The organism is Shewanella mangrovisoli (assembly GCF_019457635.1).
Lineage (GTDB): Bacteria > Pseudomonadota > Gammaproteobacteria > Enterobacterales > Shewanellaceae > Shewanella > Shewanella mangrovisoli.
Genome location: NZ_CP080412.1, coordinates 1,482,919 through 1,505,653 on the forward strand (window position 1 = coordinate 1,482,919; position 22,735 = coordinate 1,505,653).

Here is a 22,735-nt window from a genome sequence, read left to right on the forward strand (position 1 = left end):
TGACGTGATGGAGATCATCCGCGGAGCCCCAGCACTCTCGACGTTTAGAGTGCAAAAGCTAATGGAGGCCTGCGTAAACGCTGCGCTTCCGGTACGCCAAATCTATGCTGAGTATGTTCATTTAGCGGATTTGAGCGAGTTGCTTGAGACTAATGAGCGCGAGCAACTTGAAAAAATTCTCACCTATGGACCTGCTATCGAAGCCCATACCCCCCAAGGTTCACTCCTGTTTGTTACTCCCCGCCCCGGCACAATTTCCCCATGGTCTTCTAAAGCCACTGATATCGCCCACAATTGTGGTTTAGGTAAAGTGAAGCGCTTAGAGCGTGGTGTTGCCTATTATGTGGAGTCAGACACTTTGACTGTCGAGCAGCAACAAACCCTCAAAGGATTATTGCACGACCGTATGGTTGAAGTGGTCCTAGACGATTTTGCTAAGGCCGATGTGCTGTTTAAGCGCACTGAACCTGCGCCTTTCAAGAGTGTGAACGTGTTGGCTGAAGGTCGCCGTGCCCTTGAAGTGGCCAACGTCGAAATGGGTCTGGCGCTCGCCGAAGATGAAATCGATTATTTAGTCGAAAACTTTGTGCGTTTGAACCGCAATCCAAACGATATTGAACTGATGATGTTTGCTCAGGCCAACTCTGAGCACTGCCGTCACAAGATTTTTAACGCAGATTGGACAATTGATGGCGCGGTGCAGCCTAAATCTCTGTTCAAGATGATTAAAAACACCTTTGAAATCACACCTGACCACGTGTTATCTGCCTATAAAGATAACGCCGCTGTGATGGAAGGTTCGGTTGCGGGACGTTTCTTCCCCGATCCAAACGGTGTTTACAGCTATCACACTGAACCAATGCACGTACTGATGAAAGTGGAAACCCACAACCATCCAACTGCAATCAGCCCATACCCAGGTGCGGCGACAGGTTCGGGTGGTGAGATCCGCGACGAAGGTGCAACCGGTCGTGGCTCTAAACCTAAAGCGGGTTTAACTGGCTTTAGCGTATCGAATTTAAAAATCCCAGGTTTTGTACAACCTTGGGAAGGCAACTACGGTAAGCCTGAGCGTATCGTCAGTGCGCTGGACATTATGACCGAAGGCCCACTTGGCGGCGCAGCGTTTAACAACGAGTTTGGTCGTCCAGCCCTGTTAGGTTACTTCCGTACCTATGAGCAAGAAGTCTCTAGCCACAACGGTGTAGAAGTCCGTGGTTATCACAAGCCCATCATGTTAGCCGGTGGTTTAGGTAACATCCGCGAAGAGCACGTACAAAAAGGCGAAATCACCGTCGGTGCTAAGCTGATCGTACTCGGTGGCCCTGCGATGAACATTGGTCTTGGCGGCGGCGCTGCCTCTTCGATGGCGTCGGGTCAATCGAGCGAAGATTTAGACTTTGCGTCGGTACAGCGTGAAAACCCAGAAATGGAGCGTCGCTGTCAGGAAGTGATCGACCGCTGCTGGCAATTAGGCGATAAAAACCCTATCCAATTTATCCACGACGTGGGCGCGGGTGGTTTATCTAACGCTTTCCCTGAGTTAGTGAACGATGGCGGCCGTGGTGGTATCTTCAATCTGCGCAACGTGCCATCGGACGAGCCGGGCATGAGCCCGTTGGAGATCTGGTGTAACGAATCGCAGGAGCGTTATGTGCTTTCGGTTGCTGCCGAAGACTTGCCTTTATTTACGGCGATTTGTGAGCGTGAGCGCGCACCGTTTGCGGTAGTGGGCGAGGCGACGCAAGAGCGGCATTTAACCCTAGCCGACAGCCATTTCGATAACAATCCTATCGATTTACCACTCGAGGTGTTATTAGGTAAAGCACCTAAGATGAGCCGTAATGTGGTATCAGCTAAGGCAGTTTCACCAGCGCTTGAGCAAAGCAAGATTGATGTAAAAGAAGCGGTTAAACGCATTCTTAGCCTGCCAACCGTGGCGGACAAAACTTTCCTTATCACCATTGGTGACCGCACGGTAACCGGCCTAGTGAACCGTGACCAAATGGTTGGCCCATGGCAAGTACCCGTTGCAGATTGCGCGGTAACGGCAGCAAGCTTTGATACCTATGCCGGTGAAGCCATGTCTATGGGCGAACGTACGCCGCTGGCACTGCTCGATTTTGGCGCCTCTGCCCGCATGGCAGTGGCCGAATCGATTATGAACATCGCGGGTGCGGATATTGGTTCGTTCAAACGTATCAAACTGTCGGCTAACTGGATGTCTGCCGCGGGTCACCCAGGCGAAGATGCGGGTCTTTATGAAGCGGTTAAGGCCGTGGGTGAAGAGCTGTGTCCAGAACTGAGCCTGACCATTCCTGTCGGTAAAGACTCCATGTCGATGAAAACCGCATGGCAGCAAGACGGCGCGAACAAAACCGTGACGGCACCTATGTCACTGGTGATTTCTGCCTTCGGTGTGGTGCAGGATATCCGTAACACGTTAACGCCAGAACTTCGCAGCGATAAAGGCGAAACCTCGCTGTTATTAGTCGACTTAGGCGCTGGCAAAAACCGTTTAGGCGGTTCTTGTTTGGCACAGGTTTACGGTGAGTTAGGCGATATCGCGCCAGACTTAGACGATGCTGCTCTGTTACGTGGTTTCTTCGAAACCATGCAAAAACTGGTGGCGAAGAAGTCGGTTATTGCATACCACGACCGCAGTGACGGTGGTTTATTCACGACGTTAGTGGAAATGGCCTTTGCCGGTAACACGGGTCTTGCTATCGACTTAAGTGCACTGCAAGGTACCGACGTTGAACGTCTATTCAATGAAGAACTCGGTGGCGTACTGCAAGTGAGCCGCGCGGATGCCGAGCTTATCGCTGCCCAATTCGCCCAAGCAGGCGTACCTTGCCATATGATTGGCTCTTTAGCGAATGACCAACGCATCACCATTAAAGATGGTGCGCGTGAAGTGTTCAGCGAGACGCGTGTTGCACTGCGTACCTTATGGTCTGAAACCACTTACCGCATGCAAGCACTGCGTGATAACCCTGATTGTGCCTTAGAAGAGTTCAAACTTAAGCAGGATGAAACCGACTTAGGGTTAACGGTTAACTTAAGCTTCAATCCAAGTGAAGACGTTGCTGCGCCGTACATCCTCAAAGGTGCTGCACCTAAGATGGCGATTCTGCGCGAGCAGGGCGTTAACTCCCATGTGGAGATGGCCGCAGCATTCGACCGCGCAGGTTTTGAGAGCCGCGACGTGCATATGTCTGACATTTTGTCGGGCCGCATTAGCCTCGAAGAGTTCCAAGGTCTGGTGGCCTGTGGTGGCTTCTCCTACGGTGACGTATTAGGTGCGGGTGAAGGTTGGGCTAAGTCTATCCTGTTCAACGCCCGTGCTCGCGATGAGTTTTCACGTTTCTTTGAACGTGACTCAAGCTTCGCATTAGGTGTGTGTAATGGTTGCCAAATGCTGTCTAACCTGAAGGAAATCATCCCTGGTAGCGAGCACTGGCCACGTTTCGTGCGTAACCGCTCTGAGCGTTTTGAAGCGCGTTTCAGCTTAGTTGAAGTACAGCAAAGTCCATCACTGTTCTTCCAAGGTATGGCGGGTTCACGTATGCCTATCGCCGTTTCCCACGGTGAAGGTCATGCTGAGTTTGCTAGTGCGCAGGCACTGGCGTTAGCTGAGGCCTCTGGCACCATCGCGCTGCGTTTTGTGAATGGTAAAGGTGAAATTGCCACCCAATACCCACAAAACCCGAACGGTTCGCCAAACGGTTTAACCGGTATCTGTACTACCGATGGCCGTGTGACCCTGATGATGCCACACCCTGAACGTGTATTTAGAACGGTTGCGAACTCTTGGCACCCAGATAACTGGGGTGAAGACAGCCCATGGATGCGCATGTTCCGCAATGCGCGAGTCAACTTAGGCTAAGGTTTTTATTGAGAAAACCACGACTTAAGTGAGCAAAAAAAGGAGCGAAATTTTTCGCTCCTTTTTTATATATAAAACGCATCTTTTAAAAAGATAAGGTATTTTAAGATCTTAGTCTTACATTTGTTAAATCTAATAAAATGAAGTTTAAAAATATCAATTTTAAAGACTAATTATCCCTTAATAAGTAGTTCACACAAGTGAAACAAAATTGACTTGCCTTAATTTAGTCGCTGTACTTGCCTGTATTCTCGAGAGATAAAAACAAAAAGCCCCCAACTCATCGAGAAGGGGGCTCGTTTTGCGCTAACAAAACTTCAAATCAAATCAGTATTATTTCAGAGTAAGCGGTGAACGATTACAGCTCACGAGCTGTATAAAGTTCAACAAAAACACGCTTATAGCTGTTAACCAGACGTTCAAATAAGTTTGTCATATCTCTTTCTCCACACCAAAGTTATACCTATGTGCGCGGAGTTTGGCTTGCCTGGGGCGCTTCACCAGTCACATCAAACCGTCTCCTTAACACAGGAGATATATTAACCAGTCCAATCTATCTTCTCAAACGAGAAAAAGTACATTTAACAATTAGAAAAACTAATCAATATATATCATACTTTTATTGGTTTAAGTGTGTTTAATTTTGTACATTGTTGAATTTAAACTAATATATTTCATTATCCAAAATCGAATAGATAATGTTTTATTAGTGTGAATATTGTTTTTAATTTGTTTTTATCAGTTTTTGGTGTTTGTAGTGTAGTTTTGTGCTCAAACGGTCAAAAATGGGCTTTTTAATTCAATATGAATCGCTCTCTACCCCATAATTATGGCTCTGTCAACTGTGGGTAAAAGTGAAGTGTGTGCCCCGTAGCAAAACCCATCTAAAGCCCTGAGTTTGATTGATTTGAATCAAAGGCGGGTGGTATAAAATACTCACAAATGAAAGCGATTAAATATCTTAACTATCTGATATTTATATCGATGGGATCATTTGTAGGATTGGGTGGTGAGGTGGAAGTCTCAAAGCCGAGCGATAGTGTGACTAGGGTCTCAGTATGCGAGGAAAAAGGGGATTTTTGAGCCTTGCTGCTTCGATGTAATGAAAAAGATGAAATTTAACGGTTTATACTGAATCCAGCTATAAACACAAAATGAAAACTCACTATCCTACAAAGGCACTTGCTACGAATGGCTCAAGTAGTCGTAGCAATTGGACGCACCACGTAAGGAGTCACCGATGATTGTTGAAGAGGTTGTTGAGCTATCACGGTTGCAGTTTGCGCTGACAGCCATGTATCACTTCCTGTTTGTTCCCTTAACCTTGGGGTTAGCATTTTTGCTGGCTATCATGGAATCACTCTATGTGATGACGGATAAACAAATTTATAAAGATATGACTAAGTTCTGGGGTAAGTTGTTTGGTATCAACTTTGCCTTGGGTGTTTCAACGGGTTTAGCGATGGAATTCCAGTTTGGTACTAACTGGTCTTATTATTCGCACTATGTGGGCGACATCTTTGGTGCACCACTGGCCATTGAAGGATTAATGGCGTTCTTCTTAGAATCGACCTTCGTGGGTATGTTCTTCTTCGGTTGGGATCGTTTCTCTAAGCGTCAACATTTAGCGACAACCTGGTTGGTCGCCTTTGGTTCCAACTTCTCCGCATTGTGGATCCTGGTGGCAAACGGTTGGATGCAAAACCCTGTGGGTAGCGTGTTCAATTACGAAACCATGCGTATGGAAATGACCAGCTTTGCTGATGTTATCTTCAACCCTGTTGCACAGGTGAAATTTGTTCACACTGTGGCTTCTGGCTATGTGACTGGCGCAATGTTCGTATTAGCGATCAGCTCTTACTACATTCTGAAGAAACGTGACTTACCTTTTGCTCGTCGTTCATTTGCGATTGCAGCCAGCTTCGGTATGGCGTCTATCCTGTCTGTTATCGTTCTGGGTGACGAATCAGGCTATAAAGTGGGTGAAGCGCAGCGCGTTAAGTTAGCGGCAATTGAAGCTGAGTGGCACACAGAGCCAGCGCCTGCAGCCTTTACTGCAGTTGGTTTCCCAAATCAAGAAACCATGCACACCGATTTCGCGGTGAAGATCCCTTACGCTATGGGTATCGTGGCAACACGTTCTTTAGATGAAGAAGTGACTGGTCTACGTGACTTAGTGGCTGAACACGAAGTACGTATCCGCAACGGTATGAAAGCTTACGAGATGCTGGTGAAACTGCGCGCTGGTGATAAGTCTCCAGAGTTACGTGAAGCGTTCGAAGCGGCGAAAGTTGACTTAGGTTACGGCTTACTACTGAAGCGTTACACCGACAATGTTGTAGACGCGACTGAAGAGCAAATCAAAGCGGCAGCGAAGGATTCTATCCCGAATGTGGCACCGATTTTCTGGAGCTTCCGCGTGATGGTTGGCTTAGGCTTTGTGATGTTGTTTGTGTTCGCGGCGGCCTTCTGGCAAAGCACACGTCATCAGATCGAAGAGAAGAAATGGGTACTTAAAGCTGCACTCTTTAGCTTGCCATTACCTTGGATTGCGATCGAGTGTGGTTGGTTTGTGGCGGAATATGGCCGTCAACCTTGGACCATCTCTGAGGTACTGCCGACCTTTATGTCTGCTTCGAGTTTAACGACTGGGGACCTGTGGTTCAGTATTCTTTCGATTTCACTGTTCTACACTGTGCTGCTGGTGATCGAGATATTCTTGATGCTTAAGTTTGCCCGTCTTGGCCCTAGCAGTTTAAAGACTGGTCGTTATCACTTCGAGAAACTAGAAGCCTAAGCAGAGGATTTCATTATGTTTGATTATGAAATATTGAGAGTTATCTGGTGGGCTCTGATCGGCGTACTGTTCATCGGATTTGCGGTCACTGACGGTTTTGACATGGGCGTGGGTGCACTTTTACCGATTATCGGTAAAGACGATACTGAGCGCCGTATTATGGTCAACACCATTGCCCCCCATTGGGACGGTAACCAAGTATGGTTAATCACCGCTGGTGGTGCCTTATTTGCGGCATGGCCTATGGTGTATGCGGTGTCTTTCTCTGGCTTCTATGTGGCCATGATGTTAGTGCTGTTTGCCTTGTACACTCGTCCTGTAGGATTTGACTATCGCTCTAAGATTGAAAATCCAAAATGGCGTAAATCGTGGGACTGGGCCTTGTTCTGTGGTGGCTTTATTCCACCGCTGATCATCGGTGTAGCCTTCGGTAACTTACTCCAAGGTGTGCCATTTAACTTCGATGAGTTCCTGCGTGCGACTTATCACGGTGGTTTATTTGGCCTGTTGAACCCATTCGGTTTACTGGCGGGCTTAGTGAGCGTGAGCATGTTTATGATGCAAGGCGCTGCTTGGTTACAAATGAAGACCGACGGTGAGCTGCGTGTACGTGCCGCGAATGCGACTCAACTATGTGCACTGTTAGTTGCAGTATTATTTGCCGCTGCGGGTGTGTGGTTAGCCAACGGTATTGATGGTTATGTTATCACTTCAACCCTTGACCACCATGCACTGTCAAACCCAACCCTGAAAACCGTTGCGGTTGAGTCTGGCGCTTGGTTAGCCAACTACGATAAGTATCCTATTACTATGCTGTTCCCAGTATTAGGTGTGGCATTACCACTGCTGGTTATCGTCGTGAGCCGCTTAAATCGTTCAGGTTTTGCGTTCTTATTTAGCTCGCTGACTGTGGCTATGGTGATCTTAACTTGTGGTGCAGCAATGTTCCCATTCGTTATGCCATCTTCATTAGATCCTAACGTGAGCTTAACCATGTGGGATGCGACTGCGAGTGAAATGACATTAACTGTGATGACTTGGGCGGCGATTATCTTCGTTCCAATTGTGTTAAGTTACACTGTATGGACTTACTTCAAGATGTTTGGCCGTTTAAACCGCAAACATATTGAAGATAACAAAGCCTCACTCTATTAGAATTAAGGAGCATCTACTATGTGGTATTTCACGTGGATATTAGGGGTTTTGTTAGCCTGTTCTTTTGGTGTGATCAACGCCCTGTGGCTTGAAAACACGGAGAATATGGACCGCTCAAGCGATGACGCTGAGTAATAGCTAACCTCCTATAGCTGAACCCTTTAAAACCCCGCAATCGCGGGGTTTTTTATTACCTGATTACTCAGTTCAAAGGATTCGCTAAGGTGGCATTGATTTGCTGATATATCGAATGTAACAAGCAACAAGCAACAAGCAACAAGCAACAAGTTAGCTACGGGGTTCCATAAGAGGCATGGCTCAATTTGATTTAGCCGCACAGTATCGATTAGCACACAGCTTATCAAAGTGTTAGTTCAAGCCTATTTAAAAGCTTATGTTTGATTGCCAAAGCCAAAGCCAAAGCCAGCAGGTGGTTTCGAGCATTAGGCCGCGCTACACCGACTTGACAGACATTACGCGAGGTTATTTATTCTGCGGTTTTGCCGAGTAGATTCAGCTGTGTGATTTATCCATGTCGGCTTAACTGAATTGATTTAACTTAAGTTGAAAAGTCAAAAAATACCGCCCAAGCGGGCGGTATCTGAACAAAGCAATAGTTTGAGTTAGGCTTTAAATTGGCTGATTTGCTGTTTAAGCGCGACAGCGAGTGAGGATAGATCATTTGCCGAGTTCACTGTTTCGGCCGCTCTGTGCTCACCCTCATTAGCCAGTTCGCTTATCTGGTGCAGATTATGGGTGATCTCTTGGGCAACACTGCTTTGTTGCTCAGTCGCCGAGGCAATATTACGTGAGCTAATCGCCAATTCGCCAATTCTGCGGGTGATTTCCTCCAGCTGCTTGCCGGTTTCTTCCCCTTGATTAGCCGATGCAATACCCAGCTGGTGGCTCTGCGCCATTTGGCTGGTGGTTGTTTTCACTTGAGATTGCAGCTTATCAATGGTTTGCGAAATTTCCAGAATGGAGGATTGTGTCCGCTGCGCTAAGGTTCGCACCTCATCGGCGACCACGGCAAAGCCTCGACCCTGTTCTCCTGCGCGGGCCGCTTCAATGGCCGCGTTGAGGGCGAGCAGGTTGGTTTGTTCGGCAATGCTGTTAATCACCTCGGTGACTTTACTGATGGCCTCACTCTCTTGGCTGACTTTTTCGACGGCCTGATGGCTGCTACTGAGTTGTTGGCTCAGTTTCAACAGATCTTGCACCACTTGGGTTTGTTGCTGTTGGCCTTCTTTGGCGGCGATATCCACTTGATGACTCTGATTCGCACCATCTTGAGCATGGTTGGCGACATCGCGGATGGAGGTGGACATTTCTTCGATCGCGGTGGCGATTTGATCCGTTTGTTGCATCAATGCCTGGGCTTCTTCGCCGTTTTGCTTGGCAACCCGCTGTGCCTTAGAGGCTTGCTGTTCAATACTTTGCACTGAGGCTTGCAATGCACTGATTAATTGTCGTAATTCCGATGACATGGTCGACACGCTAGTGGTGATCTTATCGACTTCGTTGTTGCTATCTGAGGCGGATGGGGGAAGCGGATGACTAAAGTCCCCTCTGCCGAGAATTTCCATATGTTGCTGAAGTGCGTGTAAAGGTTTAAGCGAACGCAGCAGCACTAAGGATAACAGCACTGTGATGAGTACTATGCCTGTGACCGCCACTATGGCGTTGATGGTCAGTAGCAGTAGGCTCTCTTCATTTAATCTGTTTGCATTCACTTGACCAATCAACATCCAATTCCACCCATTCACCGTTTGGGTGTAGGCAAACATAGGTTGGTTTTTACTGTTGGTGTAGCGAAACTCCGATTGGTCCTGTGTGGCTTGGCTAAGGGTTAATCCATCGAGCATGGACTCAGTGACTGGCTCGCCCGCATTAAATTTAGGATTGGCGACCAACACATTGTCGGCTTTGCGCATCAGCAGGAAGCTACCGGTTTCTTCTAGGGTGATTTTATTCACCGCGGCTTGTAACTGTGTGAGGGATTGAGTGATTTCAAAGCCGATATATAAGATCCCAATCACTTGCCCTTGGGCATCCTTAATTGGACGATAGACTGTCATATAGTCTTTGCCAAAGAGTTTGGCGTAGCCTTCGTAAACCTCACCTTTGATAAGCGTTGGATAACCGGGATGGGTTTTACCGAGGAAAGTGCCGAGTGCGCGGCTACCATCGGCCTTTTTTAACGAGGTTGCAATCCGCACAAAGTCATCCCCATCGCGCACAAACACTGTAGCGGTCCCGCCCGTGAGGTTGGCAAAGCGGTCAACTTTACTCTTTGACGAGTTAATTTGTTCTTTTTCATGCAGTAGTGCAGGGGTGCTGACGCCGAGCACATTCACGGTTTTATCTGGGCGACTAAATTGGCCGGGGTACATTTCCTTAAAGACATCGGCATTGCGTCTTGCTAGTTGCAGCAAGCTATCGTATTGCAGCTCTAGCATGTCAGATACGGCGTGCATCTCGGCTTTCATGGCACTGATGCCTTTATCTTCGAGCACGTTGGACGCGGATTTGTAGGAGAGGGTACTCAGTATGCAGAAAATGATCAGGGTAAGGACAAAAGCGAGGGCACCAATCTGTTTTGCAATAGGCCAATTTTTATAGTTCATTGTGCGATCCTATAGGGTAAAGGTTAACGCTAATGTAACCGAACTTTTACGTGGTGGTCTTGATATGGGTCTAAGATTTTCTATTATTTATAAATAGTTCGCTCACAGATACCAGTGTAGACCAGTCTTTACTTTAGTCGATAGAAATATACGTTTGAGTGGTAGGAAGAGTGGCGTAAGGCGAGCGTTGAGGGACTAAATGGAAGTATCCCTAGGTTTACTGCGATTAAGTCGATACCAGAAACAAGGAGTGACACTATGCTTGGCGAGAATCACGCATTAATTTATGAATTTCCCGATTTTGTTGACCATATACAGCATCTCAAAACGACCAATACCACCTTTGCTACTATGGCGGAGCGCTACCATGAGCTGGACCATAAAATCCGCGCTCTAGAGCTAACCAAAGTGCCCACCGATGATGAGCACTTTGTGGCGTTAAAATTAGAGCGACTTCACCTAAAAGATAAGTTGTATCAATATCTCGTTTAGGATGCCGTCTGGGCTGACAAGGCCGATGTTTGTGCCTTGCGCCGCGTTTTCATCAGCAACAGATACATGGTTGGCACCCAAACGAGCGACAGCAACGTTGTCAGTAAGGTGCCGCCTGCAATGGCGATGGCAAAGGGGGGCCAGAAGCCACCACCCGCAATAATAAGCGGAATAAAGCCGCCGACCGTGGTGATAGTGGTTGAGCTGATATGACGACCGCAGCTGCTGACCGTAGTAATAATCACCTCTTTATCACCCGCACGGGCATTGTCGGTATCTTCCAGTTCGGCCAAGATCACAATTGCCGCGTTGATTGCAAGCCCCATTAGGCCGAGTAGGGCGATGATGACTGGAAAGCCAAAGGGATAACCAAACACATACACCGCAAGTAGCCCAAGCCCCGCCGACTGTAATGCGCTCAGTAAAATAATTGCTGTGAGCCTAAAGGAGTTAAAGGACAAGACGACCGTGGCCAGCAGCAGGGTGACAACCAAAATCAGATTAGAGAGCAGATTACCGACCGCCTCATTACGTTTAGCGCTTTCGCCGCCGATTTCGATTCGATAACCCGCAGGCAGTGAAATCGCTGCGACTTTATCTTTTACATCATTTAATACTTGAGCGGGCAAGACGCCGCTGACGATATAGGCTTCAATCGTATTGACGCGTTGGCCATTTCGCCGCGGGATCGCTCCTCGACTCACTTGCACCTCGTTGTGGGACAGCGCAGATAAGGGCACTGCTGTGCCAGAGGGAGTCACTAGCTGAATTTCAGAGAGGCGGCTAGCCTGCTCACGACTGGTGTCACCCAAACGCACACGGATCGGCAGCGATTCGGTCTGTTCGAGCACACTGCCGCCGATAACACCCGTCGTGGCCATTTGAACCTGTCTGGCGATATCCGTTAGGGTTAAGCCACTGATCAAACTCGCATCTTCATTCACCTGCAACCACACCTTAGGAGCGCCGGCGCTCAAAGTTGCGCGGGTATGCAGCACATCTGGCGTGGCGGCTAAGATATTGCGCACTTCATCACCGAGTGAGCGTAACGTCTCAAGGTTAGGGCCAAAAATCATTAACTCGACCGGCGCATTAAAGGGCGGGCCTTGCTCGAGTTTACGCACTAACACCTGCGCCTCGGGGAAGGCCTTATCTAAGGTTTGTTGTAACTCGGGGATAAGGGCATTGGCGCGCTCAAAGTCGCTGGCTTTCACCATGGCCTGAGCATAGTTGGTGGCTCCCTGTTGGCGCTGAGTTAAGTTGTAATAAAACGAAGGCGTATTGCCTCCCACAACCCAAACGACTTGGGTGATACCCTCGATTTGATGCAATTGCTTATCCATCAACTGCACTTGGTTTAAGGTGTTTTCGAGGCTGACATGGGGCGCGAAATACAGCTCAATTTGGAACATATCCCGATCCGACGGCGGGAAAAACTGCTCAGTCATCTTGCCGGAAGCATAAAACCCTAGCAGGGGAATTATCCCGATAAAGGTAGCGCTCAGTAGTGGGCGATTTAGCGCAAATCTTAGGCTTGCCTGAAAGTAACCACTTACTAAAGGCACGTTGATGCCATGTTGGTACCAGACAGGATGTTTACCTTCGAGGCTAAAGCGTCCCGCAAGGCCCGCGATCAAAGTATGGGAAATCACATAGGAACCCAGCAGGGCAAACATCACCGACATCGCGATGCCACCAACAAATTCTCCCGCCGCCCCCGGCATCAGCACGATAGGGGCGAAGGCTAAAATGGTGGTGATGGTTGACCCGGCCAAGGGTAGCCAGAGGTGATGTAAGGTCTCACTTACCGCGCTTAAGCGACTCATCCCCTGTTGGCGGCGCTGGGCGATAGCATCGACGATCACAATGGCATTGTCCACCATGATCCCAAGGGCGACGACTAGGCCTGTGACCGACATTTGATGAATGGGTAGGCCGATATATTTCATACAGGCCAAGGTGAAGAGGGCGGTCAGGGGGAGTGACAGGGCTACGATAATCGCGTTTCTTAAGCCTAAGGTCAGCAGTAGGACCGCCAGAATAATTACAAACCCTTGCAATAGGTTGACGATTAATCCGCCGAGGCGTTCGCTGGTGTAGCTGTTTTGCTCAAATAGCCATTGCACTTTGATATTGGCCGGCAGCTCCTGATTGAACTCATCGACCAGCTGTTTGACTTGCCCCTGCCAGATATCGACGCGGGTATTGTTGAGCATGCGTGCAGCAACAAACACGCCCTGCTCACCATCGACAAGGGCGATGCTGTCAGCGGGGGTCTTAGGTTGGCGGCTGATGTGGGCGATATCCCCTAAACGAATAATTTGCCCTTGCGCATCCACCTTGAGTGGCACTTGGCGAATACGGCTTTGGGAGTCGAGCTCACCCGAGACTTCGACGAGGGCACGAAACTGATTGTTATTGATCTCGCCCGCGGCAATTTTACTGTCGGCGCTGCTTAAGATTTTCGCTATGGTTCCCGGCGTTAATTGCAACTGGCTCATCTTATAGCCATCGAGCTGAACCAGGATTTCCTCCTCGGGCGCGCCATAGAGTTTAACGAAGTCGGTGCCGGATAAGAGTCTGAGCCTACTTTGTAATTCCTTGGCGTAGCGGTTGAGCATATCCACCCGCGGTTGACTGCTATCGTTCCACACTAGGCTTAAAATGGCGGTGTAGGCGTAGCCGACTTGATCATCTAAGGTCGGTGTTTGTATACCATCGGGGAGGGTATTTCTGGCATCGGCTAATAGATCCCGCGCCCTAGACCAGACAGGGTCTGTGTCAGTGACGGTATCTTTAAGCTCCAACTGGATCACCGAAATACCGGGTCTTGAGGTGGATTGAATAAGCTTAATTTCCTCAAGGCGACGTAATTGATTTTCTAATACTTCGGTGACAAGCGCCTCGACCCGCTCGGCGGAGGCACCGGGATAAGGGGTAATGACAGACGCAAATCGGTTGGTGATATGAGGATCTTCGGTGCGCGGCAAACTGGACATAGCGCCAAATCCCGCGACCAGCAGTAGGGCGATCACTAGGCTGACTAAGCGACCATTTTCGACGAAGGCTTTAATCATAATTACCTCGTCGACGCGATGGAAGAAACGGCTTGGCCTACCACTAACTTATGCAAACCTTGAGTCACATACTGTTCGTCGGCCTTAATCGCGCCTTGAATGTAGGCCATATCTTGAGTGGTGTAGAGGATATCGACATCACGACGCTCTATCTGAGTTGAAGCGCTATCGGTTGTTGAATGTGAAGGCGGCGTGGTTACATAGATATTCCAGCGACCACGGATCCCATCGATAAGTGCCGATACTGGCACCCAATAACCCGCTTGTTCGACGGTTTGTTGTTGATGCAAATAGGCGATTTCACCGTTGATCACATTGGCATGCGCAGGCAGGCTGATCCGCAGCTGCAGGGTGCGGCTGATGGGGTTTACTTCGGCACTGATCCCAGCAATCTTGGCGGTAAATTGCTGATTATGGACGCTTACAGTCACATTCTGCCCGTTGACGAATTGCTGGGCGACTGCGACTGGGACACCGATATAGGCCTCGGTATTCACACTGCCGACTAAGGTAAACACTGGGCTGCCTGCGGCGACCACTTCCCCTAGATTGTGTTGCCGCTGGCTGATAATGCCATCGAAGGGCGCGAGTAGCTGTGATTTATCGCGTTTAAGTTGGTTTGCCTGCTGCGAGGCTAATAACCTTTTTTTGGCGGCTTCGAGACTCGCCAGCTGTGTGCGGTTCTCGTCGAGTAACTGCTCAGATACATAACCCGATTTTTTAAGTTCAAGATTTCGGTTGAGGGTGCTGGTGGCAAGGTCAACATCGGCTTGGGTTTGCGCCAGACTGGCTTGGATCTCCTGATGTTCGGCATCGAGCAAGCGGGTATCTAGCTTGGCCAGTACTTGCCCTTGTGTCACCTTAGCGCCGCTATCGACAGTTAACTCACTGAGCTTACCCGATAATTCGAAGCCGACACCTGTGGTATTGCCCGCGCGGATCGTGCCAGTGAATACTTGCTCACTCTGATAGCTAGTCGACAAGCGCAGTGGCGCCGTCGTTACGGTTTGCAATTGCGTGGCATTGCTATGTTCTGTCACTTCCTTTTGACAGGCCGTTAAGGTGGTGACGGCAATCACGCAAACGTAAAATGAACGCCAAGAACGTCGGGCTGCTCGATCCATTTGAATCCTTCCGTTGTAAGCTTTAGGTTAAGTTTATGTAACTAAACTTGCTAGTCTAGTTGTGCGGAACTGGACTGTCTAGTCTATTTTATGCTTAACTAATACGAATTAATTATGTTGCTACCTTGAGTGAAGATATGACTCTGTCCTCCGATATCCCGATGAGCCGCAGTGAACAAAAGAAACAGCAGGTGCTGGTGGCGGCCATTGACTTGTTTTGCCGCCAGGGGTTTCCCCATACCAGCATGGATGAAGTGGCGAAACAGGCGGGCGTGTCCAAACAAACGGTGTACTCCCACTACGGCAGTAAAGATGATTTGTTTGTGGCGGCGATTGAATCCAAGTGCGTTGGCCACAACTTAAATGCCGACTTACTCAGCGACCCAAGTCAACCCGAAGCGACCCTCACCGAATTTGCGCTGCAATTTGGTGAGATGATTGTTAGCCCTGAGGCTATTACCGTATTTAAAGCCTGTGTGGCGCAATCGGAGAGCCACCCAGAAGTGTCGCGATTGTTTTTTGAGGCGGGGCCACAGCATATGCTCGCCATGTTGACAAAGTATTTAGCGGCGGTTGAAGCGCTTGGCGTGTATCGCTTTCCGCAGCCGCATCATTGTGCGGTTCGTTTATGTTTAATGCTGTTTGGTGAATTGAAACTCAGGTTAGAGTTGGGGCTAGAAACCGAGAGTTTATTGGGAGAACGTGAGCAGTATATTCGGGGTTGTGCCGAGATGTTTTTGAAAGCCTACCGAGTGTAACGGCGTTAAGCAGTTAGTATCAGTTTGTATCTTCTTCGAAAAGAGTGAACTTTTGTTTTAAATCGAGCGTATTATTCGCGACAAATTACTCACAGTAACGCAAGGAGCAGGCGTGACTACATCACTTGATTCTCGAGTCAGCATAAAACCCGGTCTTGTTTGCATGGGATTGGGGCTGATGGCTTTTTTAAGCAATTCCGTATTCGCGGCTGAGGCGCGCCAACAAGCGCAATATAAACCGTTCAAGCTGAGCATATCGCAGATTAGTACCCAGAGTGCATCGGTTGCCAATGGCGATACAGAGTTGCAGCGGGACAGCTTATTACTCAACGCCAGCGTTAATATTCCCTTGGATAAACAGTGGTCTATTGGCATGCGCGTCGGTTACGACAGGCTCGACTACGATTGGCGCAATATCCGTTTAACGGGGGCGAATAACGCCGGAGGCCTGTTTAGTGATGCGGGTGAAACCTGGGAAAATATTGACCGTTACCGTGCGGGTGTATCCCTTAGTTATCGAATGGATAAGCATTGGTCCTTCATGCTGTCGCCACAACTTCAATATGCCTATGCTGATACCGCATCGGCGAGCCATGCGCAGAGTTATGGTGTGGTGGCTTCGGCCATGTATGCTTTTGAGTCGGGCAATATGCTCGGTTTTGGCGTTGCGTATTTAAACGATATCGATGAAGTACGCACTATGCCTTACCTGGCGGTGAGTTGGCAGATTAATGATCGTTGGCGGTTAGCTAACCCGTTCCAAGCGGGATTTAGTGGCCCTGCGGGTTTGGAGCTGAGTTATCAAGTGAGCCCTGCATGGAATGTCGGCTTTGGTAATTCACGTCGCACCGAGAGATTTTTAGTCGCCGATAAGGATACCGTGGTAGAGACAAACGAGTGGGTGAGTTATCTGCGTGCTGGTTGGCAAGCTACACCAGCCATAGCGCTGAATCTTTACGCGGGTTACTACTTTAATGGTGAATTGGAAGTCACCCATCAAGCGGCGCTCGACATCGATAACCAAGGCGCTGCCGCCTTGGATCTCGAGTTTCGATTTTAATTACTGGCCCAGCATGGCCTCTTTGAGGCTCTTCTGGGCAGGTTTTTCCCCTAGCCAGATTTTGAGTAAGGCCTGGCGGAACATTTCCCCTTCAATCGTGGCTTGTTCTTGGCCATTTTTATAGGCGGTAACGCCACGGCTTTTGTCAGCGACCAAGGTAAATTGGTCGCCTTCTTTGATTTCATCCTTAAATAGCGCCATAAAAGCATCAATTTGTGGCTGAATATCCGTCGTATTATCGGCGGTTGCGTGCTCAAAACCTTCGGTTATCGCATCACGCATTTTCTCAGACGTAATCATCCCCGATGTAATATTCAGGCGAATCGCCGCAACCGAGGCATTGATCACCTCGGTCATGGTTTTGCTCGGGGTGGGGACATACAGGCTACCCACATACAAATCCATAAAGAATTTGCTGCGAACACCAACGCCATTCAATTGCAGCGACTGAGCGTCGAGCGTGATGCTGTCGGCGACTTGGACACCAGAGACTTCTTTTGCTTGGGTGAATAGTGGAAAAAGCAAAGCGGTAGATAGTGTCAGGGTTGAGAGTAACTTCATCATACACCTCATATTTTTTAGTTATGGTCGTTGAGCGTATCCTAGGATTGACGGCTCAAACGAAGATTAATCTGTCGATTGCCAAGCGATACTAATCGAAACCAAAGAGGAGCGATAGCCTGATCTGTGCCAAGCTATCGCCAAGAGGTAAATCAAGTTGGACTGCTTGCTTTTGATGGACACCCTAAGAAGGCAAAAGTCGGAATGATTGGTTTGAGCCATTCGACTTATTGGCAGGCGGGATTAGCCACGAACGCCTAATTTATATTGGCCGTTTTGCTCAAACATCACCGCTTGTTTCTGCTTAGGGGAGATCAGGATTGGGCCATCATCGAAAAACAGAAAGCACTTCCAATTGCGAACAAAGACATCCCAACGGGTCTCAATCACTTGATATTTTTCGTAGCAAAAATAGACCTGTGTATCATCTGGCCACTGGATAAACTCGGCCAACATCTCGGGTAGACTGTTATCCTCACTGTCCCACGCACTCTGCCAATGATCCGTTTTGACCCATGCGTTGGCTTTAGCGGCCCAATCCCCTTTAGTAAACTGCTCAGCGCGGCTACTTTTATTGCTAATCCACTGATTCCAAACCAACATGGCGCTTTTATCCGTCAGCGGCAGAATGCCAGTCTTGTCTTCATCGCTCACAGGCAAGTCTTTGTGGTTAAAAATCCACTTACGGCGATAATCATTCAAGGGGATATAGGAAAATTTACTATTCAAGAGACCGATCTTCTACAAGTTAAAAACTGACATGTAATATACCATTTTCAGCCCTAGCACACAGTAAGAGAGTCGATAATTATCCCTTGAGACAGAGATATGGCATGACTTGTTGTTTTGGCTTATATTTTGCTTGTGTGTAAGCTAGTGGTAGATTCGTCAATTATCAGTGATATCGAAGCTTGTACTTTTTATGAGCATGGGTGGTTCAATATGAATAACAGTTGGTTAAGGTCTCTTCTCACCGCAAACGATTCCATTCTTAAGGCTATCGAAGTATTAAACAATGAGATAATTAAAGTAGTCTTAGTTGTTGATGATGAAAGTAGATTACTTGGCACTATCACGGATGGAGATATCAGGCGCGGTATTTTAAGAGGTGTAAGTCTAGCCTCAAGTGTGTCAGAGATCATGTTCACTACTCCTGTTGCAGCGCCACTTGGTACGAGTAAAAAAATACTTGCCAAAATGATGCATGACAAGGCAATCACTTCAATTCCACTAATCGAAAATGGAAAAGTTGTAGATTTACAGACATTAAGTTCTGTTTCTAAAAAGTTCGAGCATCTAAATCCTGTTTTTCTGATGGCAGGTGGATTTGGTACACGACTTAGACCATTGACAGATAACTACCCCAAGCCATTACTCAATGTGGGTGGTCGTCCGATACTGGAAACAATTTTACTCAGTTTCATTAGAGCTGGATTTGTCAATTTCTATATCTCTGTATTTTATAAGCCTGAACTGATTCGAGCGCATTTTGGTGATGGCTCCAAATGGGGAGTAAATATACAATACATAGAAGAAAACCAACCATTGGGGACTGGTGGTGCCTTAAGCTTATTGCCGAAAGATTTACCTGAATTACCATTGATCATGATGAATGGTGATATTCTGACAAATGTAGATTTTGAACGATTATTAGAATTTCATAATGATAATAGTGCAATGGCGACCATGTGTGTTAGAGATTATGAGTATCAGGTCCCTTATGGTGTCATTACTGGTGATGGGCATCATATTTTGTCTATGGAAGAAAAACCTGTTCAACGTTTTTTTGTTAATGCTGGAATTTATGTATTAACTCCTGAATTAGTCAGAAAAGTTGAAGCTAACACTAGAATAGATATGCCAACATTATTACAAATCGTTATTGAAGAGAATAAAGAAGTTTTAATGTTTCCAATTCATGAATATTGGTTAGATATCGGTAGATTAGATGATTTTGACAGGGCCCAAGCAGATATCGTAAGGTTAGGAATATAGTGAATTATGAGTAAAATACTTGCCTTGATTCCTGCCAGAGGTGGTAGCAAAAGATTAAAAGGGAAAAATACTTTACCCTTTTTGGGGAAGCCTTTGATAGCACAAAGTGTTGAAGTGGCTAAAGCATGCCCTTTGGTCACATCTGTTGTTGTTAGTACTGATACAGAAGATATTGCTGAAGTTGCAAGGGAATATGGTGCATCAGTCCCTTTTCTTCGTCCGTCGGAGCTCTCTACGGATAAAGCATCGTCATTAGATGTTGTTCTTCATGCTATTAACTTTTTAGAAAAACAAGGCGAAAACTATGATCTCTTATTGTTGCTTCAGCCAACATCGCCGTTAAGAACGGTCGAAGATATTGCTCTGGCTATAAAACAATATAAAAATAAAAATGCTGATGGTGTTATTTCTGTTACCGAATGTGAACACAGCCCGTTATGGTCAAATGTTTTACCTGAAAATATGCAGTTAGATAACTTTATATCTGATGAAGTTATAAATAGAAGAAGTCAAGATTTACCTATCTATTATAGATTAAATGGTGCAATTTATTTGTATTCGGTTGAGGAGTTGAAGAGGAGAGAGTCATTTTTTTACTCTCCAAATGTTTATGCTTATGTTATGCCAAACGAACGCTCAATTGATATTGATAATAAGTTAGATTTTGATTTTGCAGAGTTTATTGCTTCTAAAAATGTTTGATTAATAATTTGAAGGATTGGATGTGATTAATAAAGAAAAAAATGAAAGCAGTGGATTGTGTTTTTCATCCAATAGGTTTGGTGAGAAAGTTATTCATGCAATAAATCAAATCACATTTGATCGCTTCGAGTCAAAAACGGTTTTCAAATCTCATTTCAAAGATGAAATATTCGAAAAAGATACTTTTAATGTTGTCATCGGTACAGATTCAGGTTTATTGATTGACTACATTGTTAACTCTAGGAATGATGATAACTCCGTATATTATTTCGTTGAACATCAAGATGTAATAGGGTTTTTGAATAAAGATGTTAATAGTATTGAGAGAGAAAATGTTTTTCTACTAAATTATGAAGATTGGGAAGACATAATTAATAACAGTAACATAGCTCAGTATATATACAAAAATAAGTTAAGATTTTTTGAGTCGCTAGGTGCATGTTATGACTATCTTGATATCTACCACGGTATTAAATTTAAGGCGCATGCATTTTTAGAACGGTTATCATTTTTGAATCGCGTTACATTAGGTAGTGAGAATTTTATAATAAGGCAATTACAAAATGTATGCGAAAACATTCTTCCTGCTATGCCTTTAAAAGGGTGTTTTGATGGGGCATCATGCATAATTTTAGGGGGTGGGCCTTCATTAGATGATGTTATACCATGGGTTATTCATAATAAAGAATCAATGGTAATTATAGCTGTTTCAAGAATAGCTAAACGACTTCAAGATGTAGGGTTAATACCTGATATAGTTGTGTCTGTTGATCCTTTTGATGACAGTTTTGATGTCAGTAAAGAAGCTCTATTTTTCCCATCTCATGTAATTTTAGTTAACTCTTATCACGTTGTTTCTTCATTAGTCTCTCAATGGAATGGACCTAACATTTATCTTGGGTCAAGATTTCCATGGGGGAGTAAGTGTAACCTTGAGAATATATTATCAGCTGGACCGACAGTCACAAATTCTGCTCTATCGTTTGCCTTAGGTGTAGGTTTTTCACAAATTCTTTTTGCAGGCGTTGATTTATGCTTCTCATCGGATGGTTATACACATGCAAAAGGTAGTATAGAAGCATCCTTTGGGCCTAGCTTAACTGCAGATGGTTTATGGGTTGAAACAAACAATGGACAAAAAGCTGAAACATCTTTTCCACTAGTAACAGCAAAGGAAAAAATTGAACAGGCTTTAGAAGAAATGGATAAACCTGTTTCAGTTATCAATTTGGCTCGTAATGGTGCAAAGATAAAGGGTACAATTTATCAAGATATTATTGATATTGAATTGAATGGAGTATCTGACAGTGCCAGAAATATACTATCCCAATATTGTAGAACTTTGACATCTTCTAAAAAAAATGATGCATATAAGGAAGCTTTTCATGAACTCATTAAGGTAAAGCGAGATTTATCGACAATTGTGTCACTCGCAAATGAGTGTATTGAAGTTAATGCAAAATTCTATATGAAGGGAACTATTAATCTAGCAGATAAGCTGCAAAAAAAACAACAAATTTTAGATAAGAAGTATAGCTATTTAGGAAAGTTACTTAAAGCTTATGGATTAAGTTATTTTGTTGAGTTTATGGCTCCTGATAATGTAGAGGATTGGGATAATAAAAAGCTTGAAGAAAATGGTAGGTTATATTATCAAGCATATATAAATAGTGCACTCGGCCTTTTAAAACTCATTAATAATGCAATTAAAAGAACTGAATCTAGAATTGATGAGTTGAATGTTAATCCAAACTTTGAAAATCTCTTAGCACAATGGGAGAACGATAGACAGTATGGTAGAGCTGCTTTTTATTTAAATAATAATTCAAGTGCATTGTCTGAAGGAATTTTAAATTCGTTTAAGATTATGGCGGATAAGTTTACTGAGTTGTTAAAATCTGATGACACTACGCACTTCAATACAATAAAGAAACAGGTGAGTATTGATAACTTAGAACATAAGGTTGTTCAATTATTTGCAAAAAGGGATATGGGGGGATTGTTAAAGCTAAACGCATCATTATCGATGCAACCTGGAGATGATAGTTCGAAACTATCTTTACAGTCTTTGATAAATGGCTATATCAATGTATTACGTAAAGAGCTAGATTTAGCATTGAGTTTTTTTGAAAATACAACTGTTGAAAATCATCGTATATATGCTCTTAATCAAATTGTCGGGATCTCAATCGGAAACCAAAATTATCATCGAGCCGTAGATGGATTGAAAGAATTAAGCGATTTTTCTCCTAGTTTTTTACCAAAGTTGGCACGTCTGCAATACTTGACTTCGGATGTTATAGGTGCAATTGAAAGCTATAATAAATATTTAACCCTTTTTGGAGAAGATATTCAAGTTTGGCTATCATTAGCTAAATTGTTCTTTGAGATCCAAGCTTATGACTCTGCGAAAGTGGCTTGTGAGTATATTATTAGTGTTGAGCCAGCTAATAAGATAGCATATGGTATGTTAAAAAATATTGCCACTTTGGAATAGC

The 22,735-nt window shown here is 45.8% G+C and carries 15 protein-coding genes; 10 read left to right on the forward strand and 5 right to left on the reverse strand.

The annotated features are described in order from the left end of the window. Nucleotides 1-7 precede the first annotated feature (7 nt). From purL to cydX, 4 genes are all read left to right on the forward strand, one after another. Entirely contained in the window at nt 8-3,889 is a 3,882-nt protein-coding gene (gene purL, locus K0H60_RS06620; protein WP_220058124.1) for a phosphoribosylformylglycinamidine synthase, read from the forward strand. Nucleotides 3,890-5,129: 1,240 nt separating this feature from the next. Then, nucleotides 5,130-6,686 carry a cytochrome ubiquinol oxidase subunit I gene (locus K0H60_RS06625; protein ID WP_088212036.1) on the forward strand — a complete coding sequence of 519 codons (1,557 nt, stop codon included), beginning with the start codon at nt 5,130-5,132 and terminating at the stop codon, nt 6,684-6,686. 15 nt (nt 6,687-6,701) lie between these two features. Continuing rightward, nucleotides 6,702-7,841, forward strand: a complete 1,140-nt coding sequence (gene cydB / locus K0H60_RS06630) for a cytochrome d ubiquinol oxidase subunit II (protein ID WP_037420654.1) — start codon at nt 6,702-6,704, stop codon at nt 7,839-7,841. Between the two features lie 18 nt (nt 7,842-7,859). Then, nucleotides 7,860-7,976 (forward strand): cytochrome bd-I oxidase subunit CydX, encoded by a 117-nt coding sequence (gene cydX / locus K0H60_RS06635; protein WP_011622029.1) that lies wholly within the window; start codon nt 7,860-7,862, stop codon nt 7,974-7,976. A 488-nt stretch (nt 7,977-8,464) separates the two neighbouring features. Here the strand turns inward: cydX and K0H60_RS06640 are convergent, their stop codons facing one another. Beyond that, nucleotides 8,465-10,468: a methyl-accepting chemotaxis protein gene (locus tag K0H60_RS06640; protein WP_220057642.1), complete on the reverse strand. Its 2,004-nt coding sequence runs from the start codon at nt 10,466-10,468 to the stop codon at nt 8,465-8,467. A 258-nt stretch (nt 10,469-10,726) separates the two neighbouring features. On the opposite strand from K0H60_RS06640, the gene K0H60_RS06645 reads away from it, so the two are divergent. Beyond that, nucleotides 10,727-10,960: an HP1242/YdcH family protein gene (locus K0H60_RS06645; protein WP_088212034.1), complete on the forward strand. Its 234-nt coding sequence runs from the start codon at nt 10,727-10,729 to the stop codon at nt 10,958-10,960. Here K0H60_RS06645 and K0H60_RS06650 read toward each other — a convergent pair. After that, nucleotides 10,957-14,037, reverse strand: coding sequence for an efflux RND transporter permease subunit (locus tag K0H60_RS06650; RefSeq protein ID WP_220057643.1), 3,081 nt, complete (start codon nt 14,035-14,037; stop codon nt 10,957-10,959). The genes K0H60_RS06645 and K0H60_RS06650 overlap by 4 nt on opposite strands. Nucleotides 14,038-14,039: 2 nt before the next feature. After that, on the reverse strand, nt 14,040-15,161 hold the full coding sequence (locus tag K0H60_RS06655) for an efflux RND transporter periplasmic adaptor subunit (protein ID WP_220057644.1): 1,122 nt from the start codon (nt 15,159-15,161) through the stop codon (nt 14,040-14,042). 137 nt (nt 15,162-15,298) lie between these two features. Between K0H60_RS06655 and K0H60_RS06660 the strand changes: the two genes are divergently transcribed. Continuing rightward, entirely contained in the window at nt 15,299-15,919 is a 621-nt protein-coding gene (locus K0H60_RS06660; protein WP_220057645.1) for a TetR/AcrR family transcriptional regulator, read from the forward strand. A 178-nt stretch (nt 15,920-16,097) separates the two neighbouring features. Continuing rightward, nucleotides 16,098-16,979, forward strand: coding sequence for an autotransporter outer membrane beta-barrel domain-containing protein (locus tag K0H60_RS06665; RefSeq protein ID WP_258405820.1), 882 nt, complete (start codon nt 16,098-16,100; stop codon nt 16,977-16,979). Here K0H60_RS06665 and K0H60_RS06670 read toward each other — a convergent pair whose 3' ends face one another. Together K0H60_RS06670 and K0H60_RS06675 are read right to left on the reverse strand one after the other, a co-directional pair. Continuing rightward, nucleotides 16,980-17,540 carry a chalcone isomerase family protein gene (locus K0H60_RS06670; protein WP_220058125.1) on the reverse strand — a complete coding sequence of 187 codons (561 nt, stop codon included), beginning with the start codon at nt 17,538-17,540 and terminating at the stop codon, nt 16,980-16,982. It lies immediately after the preceding gene. 243 nt (nt 17,541-17,783) lie between these two features. After that, nucleotides 17,784-18,269 (reverse strand): DUF2947 domain-containing protein, encoded by a 486-nt coding sequence (locus K0H60_RS06675; RefSeq protein WP_220057647.1) that lies wholly within the window; start codon nt 18,267-18,269, stop codon nt 17,784-17,786. Between the two features lie 213 nt (nt 18,270-18,482). Between K0H60_RS06675 and K0H60_RS06680 the strand changes: the two genes are divergently transcribed. From K0H60_RS06680 to K0H60_RS06690, 3 genes are read left to right on the forward strand one after another with little or no spacing between them, the layout of a single operon-like run. After that, nucleotides 18,483-19,535 (forward strand): nucleotidyltransferase family protein, encoded by a 1,053-nt coding sequence (locus K0H60_RS06680; RefSeq protein ID WP_220057648.1) that lies wholly within the window; start codon nt 18,483-18,485, stop codon nt 19,533-19,535. Nucleotides 19,536-19,541: 6 nt separating this feature from the next. Further along, nucleotides 19,542-20,237 carry an acylneuraminate cytidylyltransferase family protein gene (locus K0H60_RS06685; protein WP_258405797.1) on the forward strand — a complete coding sequence of 232 codons (696 nt, stop codon included), beginning with the start codon at nt 19,542-19,544 and terminating at the stop codon, nt 20,235-20,237. Nucleotides 20,238-20,259: 22 nt separating this feature from the next. Next, on the forward strand, nt 20,260-22,734 hold the full coding sequence (locus K0H60_RS06690) for a 6-hydroxymethylpterin diphosphokinase MptE-like protein (protein ID WP_258405798.1): 2,475 nt from the start codon (nt 20,260-20,262) through the stop codon (nt 22,732-22,734). Nucleotide 22,735: the final 1 nt, after the last annotated feature.

Coding starts and splice junctions, on each gene's coding strand:
- K0H60_RS06685 (WP_258405797.1), top strand. CDS start 19,542: ATGAGTAAAATACTTGCCTTGATTCCTGCCAGAGGTGGTAGCAAAAGA.
- K0H60_RS06680 (WP_220057648.1), top strand. CDS start 18,483: ATGAATAACAGTTGGTTAAGGTCTCTTCTCACCGCAAACGATTCCATT.
- purL (WP_220058124.1), top strand. CDS start 8: ATGGAGATCATCCGCGGAGCCCCAGCACTCTCGACGTTTAGAGTGCAA.
- K0H60_RS06650 (WP_220057643.1), bottom strand. CDS start 14,037: ATGATTAAAGCCTTCGTCGAAAATGGTCGCTTAGTCAGCCTAGTGATC.
- K0H60_RS06645 (WP_088212034.1), top strand. CDS start 10,727: ATGCTTGGCGAGAATCACGCATTAATTTATGAATTTCCCGATTTTGTT.
- K0H60_RS06655 (WP_220057644.1), bottom strand. CDS start 15,161: ATGGATCGAGCAGCCCGACGTTCTTGGCGTTCATTTTACGTTTGCGTG.
- cydX (WP_011622029.1), top strand. CDS start 7,860: ATGTGGTATTTCACGTGGATATTAGGGGTTTTGTTAGCCTGTTCTTTT.
- K0H60_RS06640 (WP_220057642.1), bottom strand. CDS start 10,468: ATGAACTATAAAAATTGGCCTATTGCAAAACAGATTGGTGCCCTCGCT.
- K0H60_RS06665 (WP_258405820.1), top strand. CDS start 16,098: ATGGCTTTTTTAAGCAATTCCGTATTCGCGGCTGAGGCGCGCCAACAA.
- cydB (WP_037420654.1), top strand. CDS start 6,702: ATGTTTGATTATGAAATATTGAGAGTTATCTGGTGGGCTCTGATCGGC.
- K0H60_RS06670 (WP_220058125.1), bottom strand. CDS start 17,540: ATGAAGTTACTCTCAACCCTGACACTATCTACCGCTTTGCTTTTTCCA.
- K0H60_RS06660 (WP_220057645.1), top strand. CDS start 15,299: ATGACTCTGTCCTCCGATATCCCGATGAGCCGCAGTGAACAAAAGAAA.
- K0H60_RS06625 (WP_088212036.1), top strand. CDS start 5,130: ATGATTGTTGAAGAGGTTGTTGAGCTATCACGGTTGCAGTTTGCGCTG.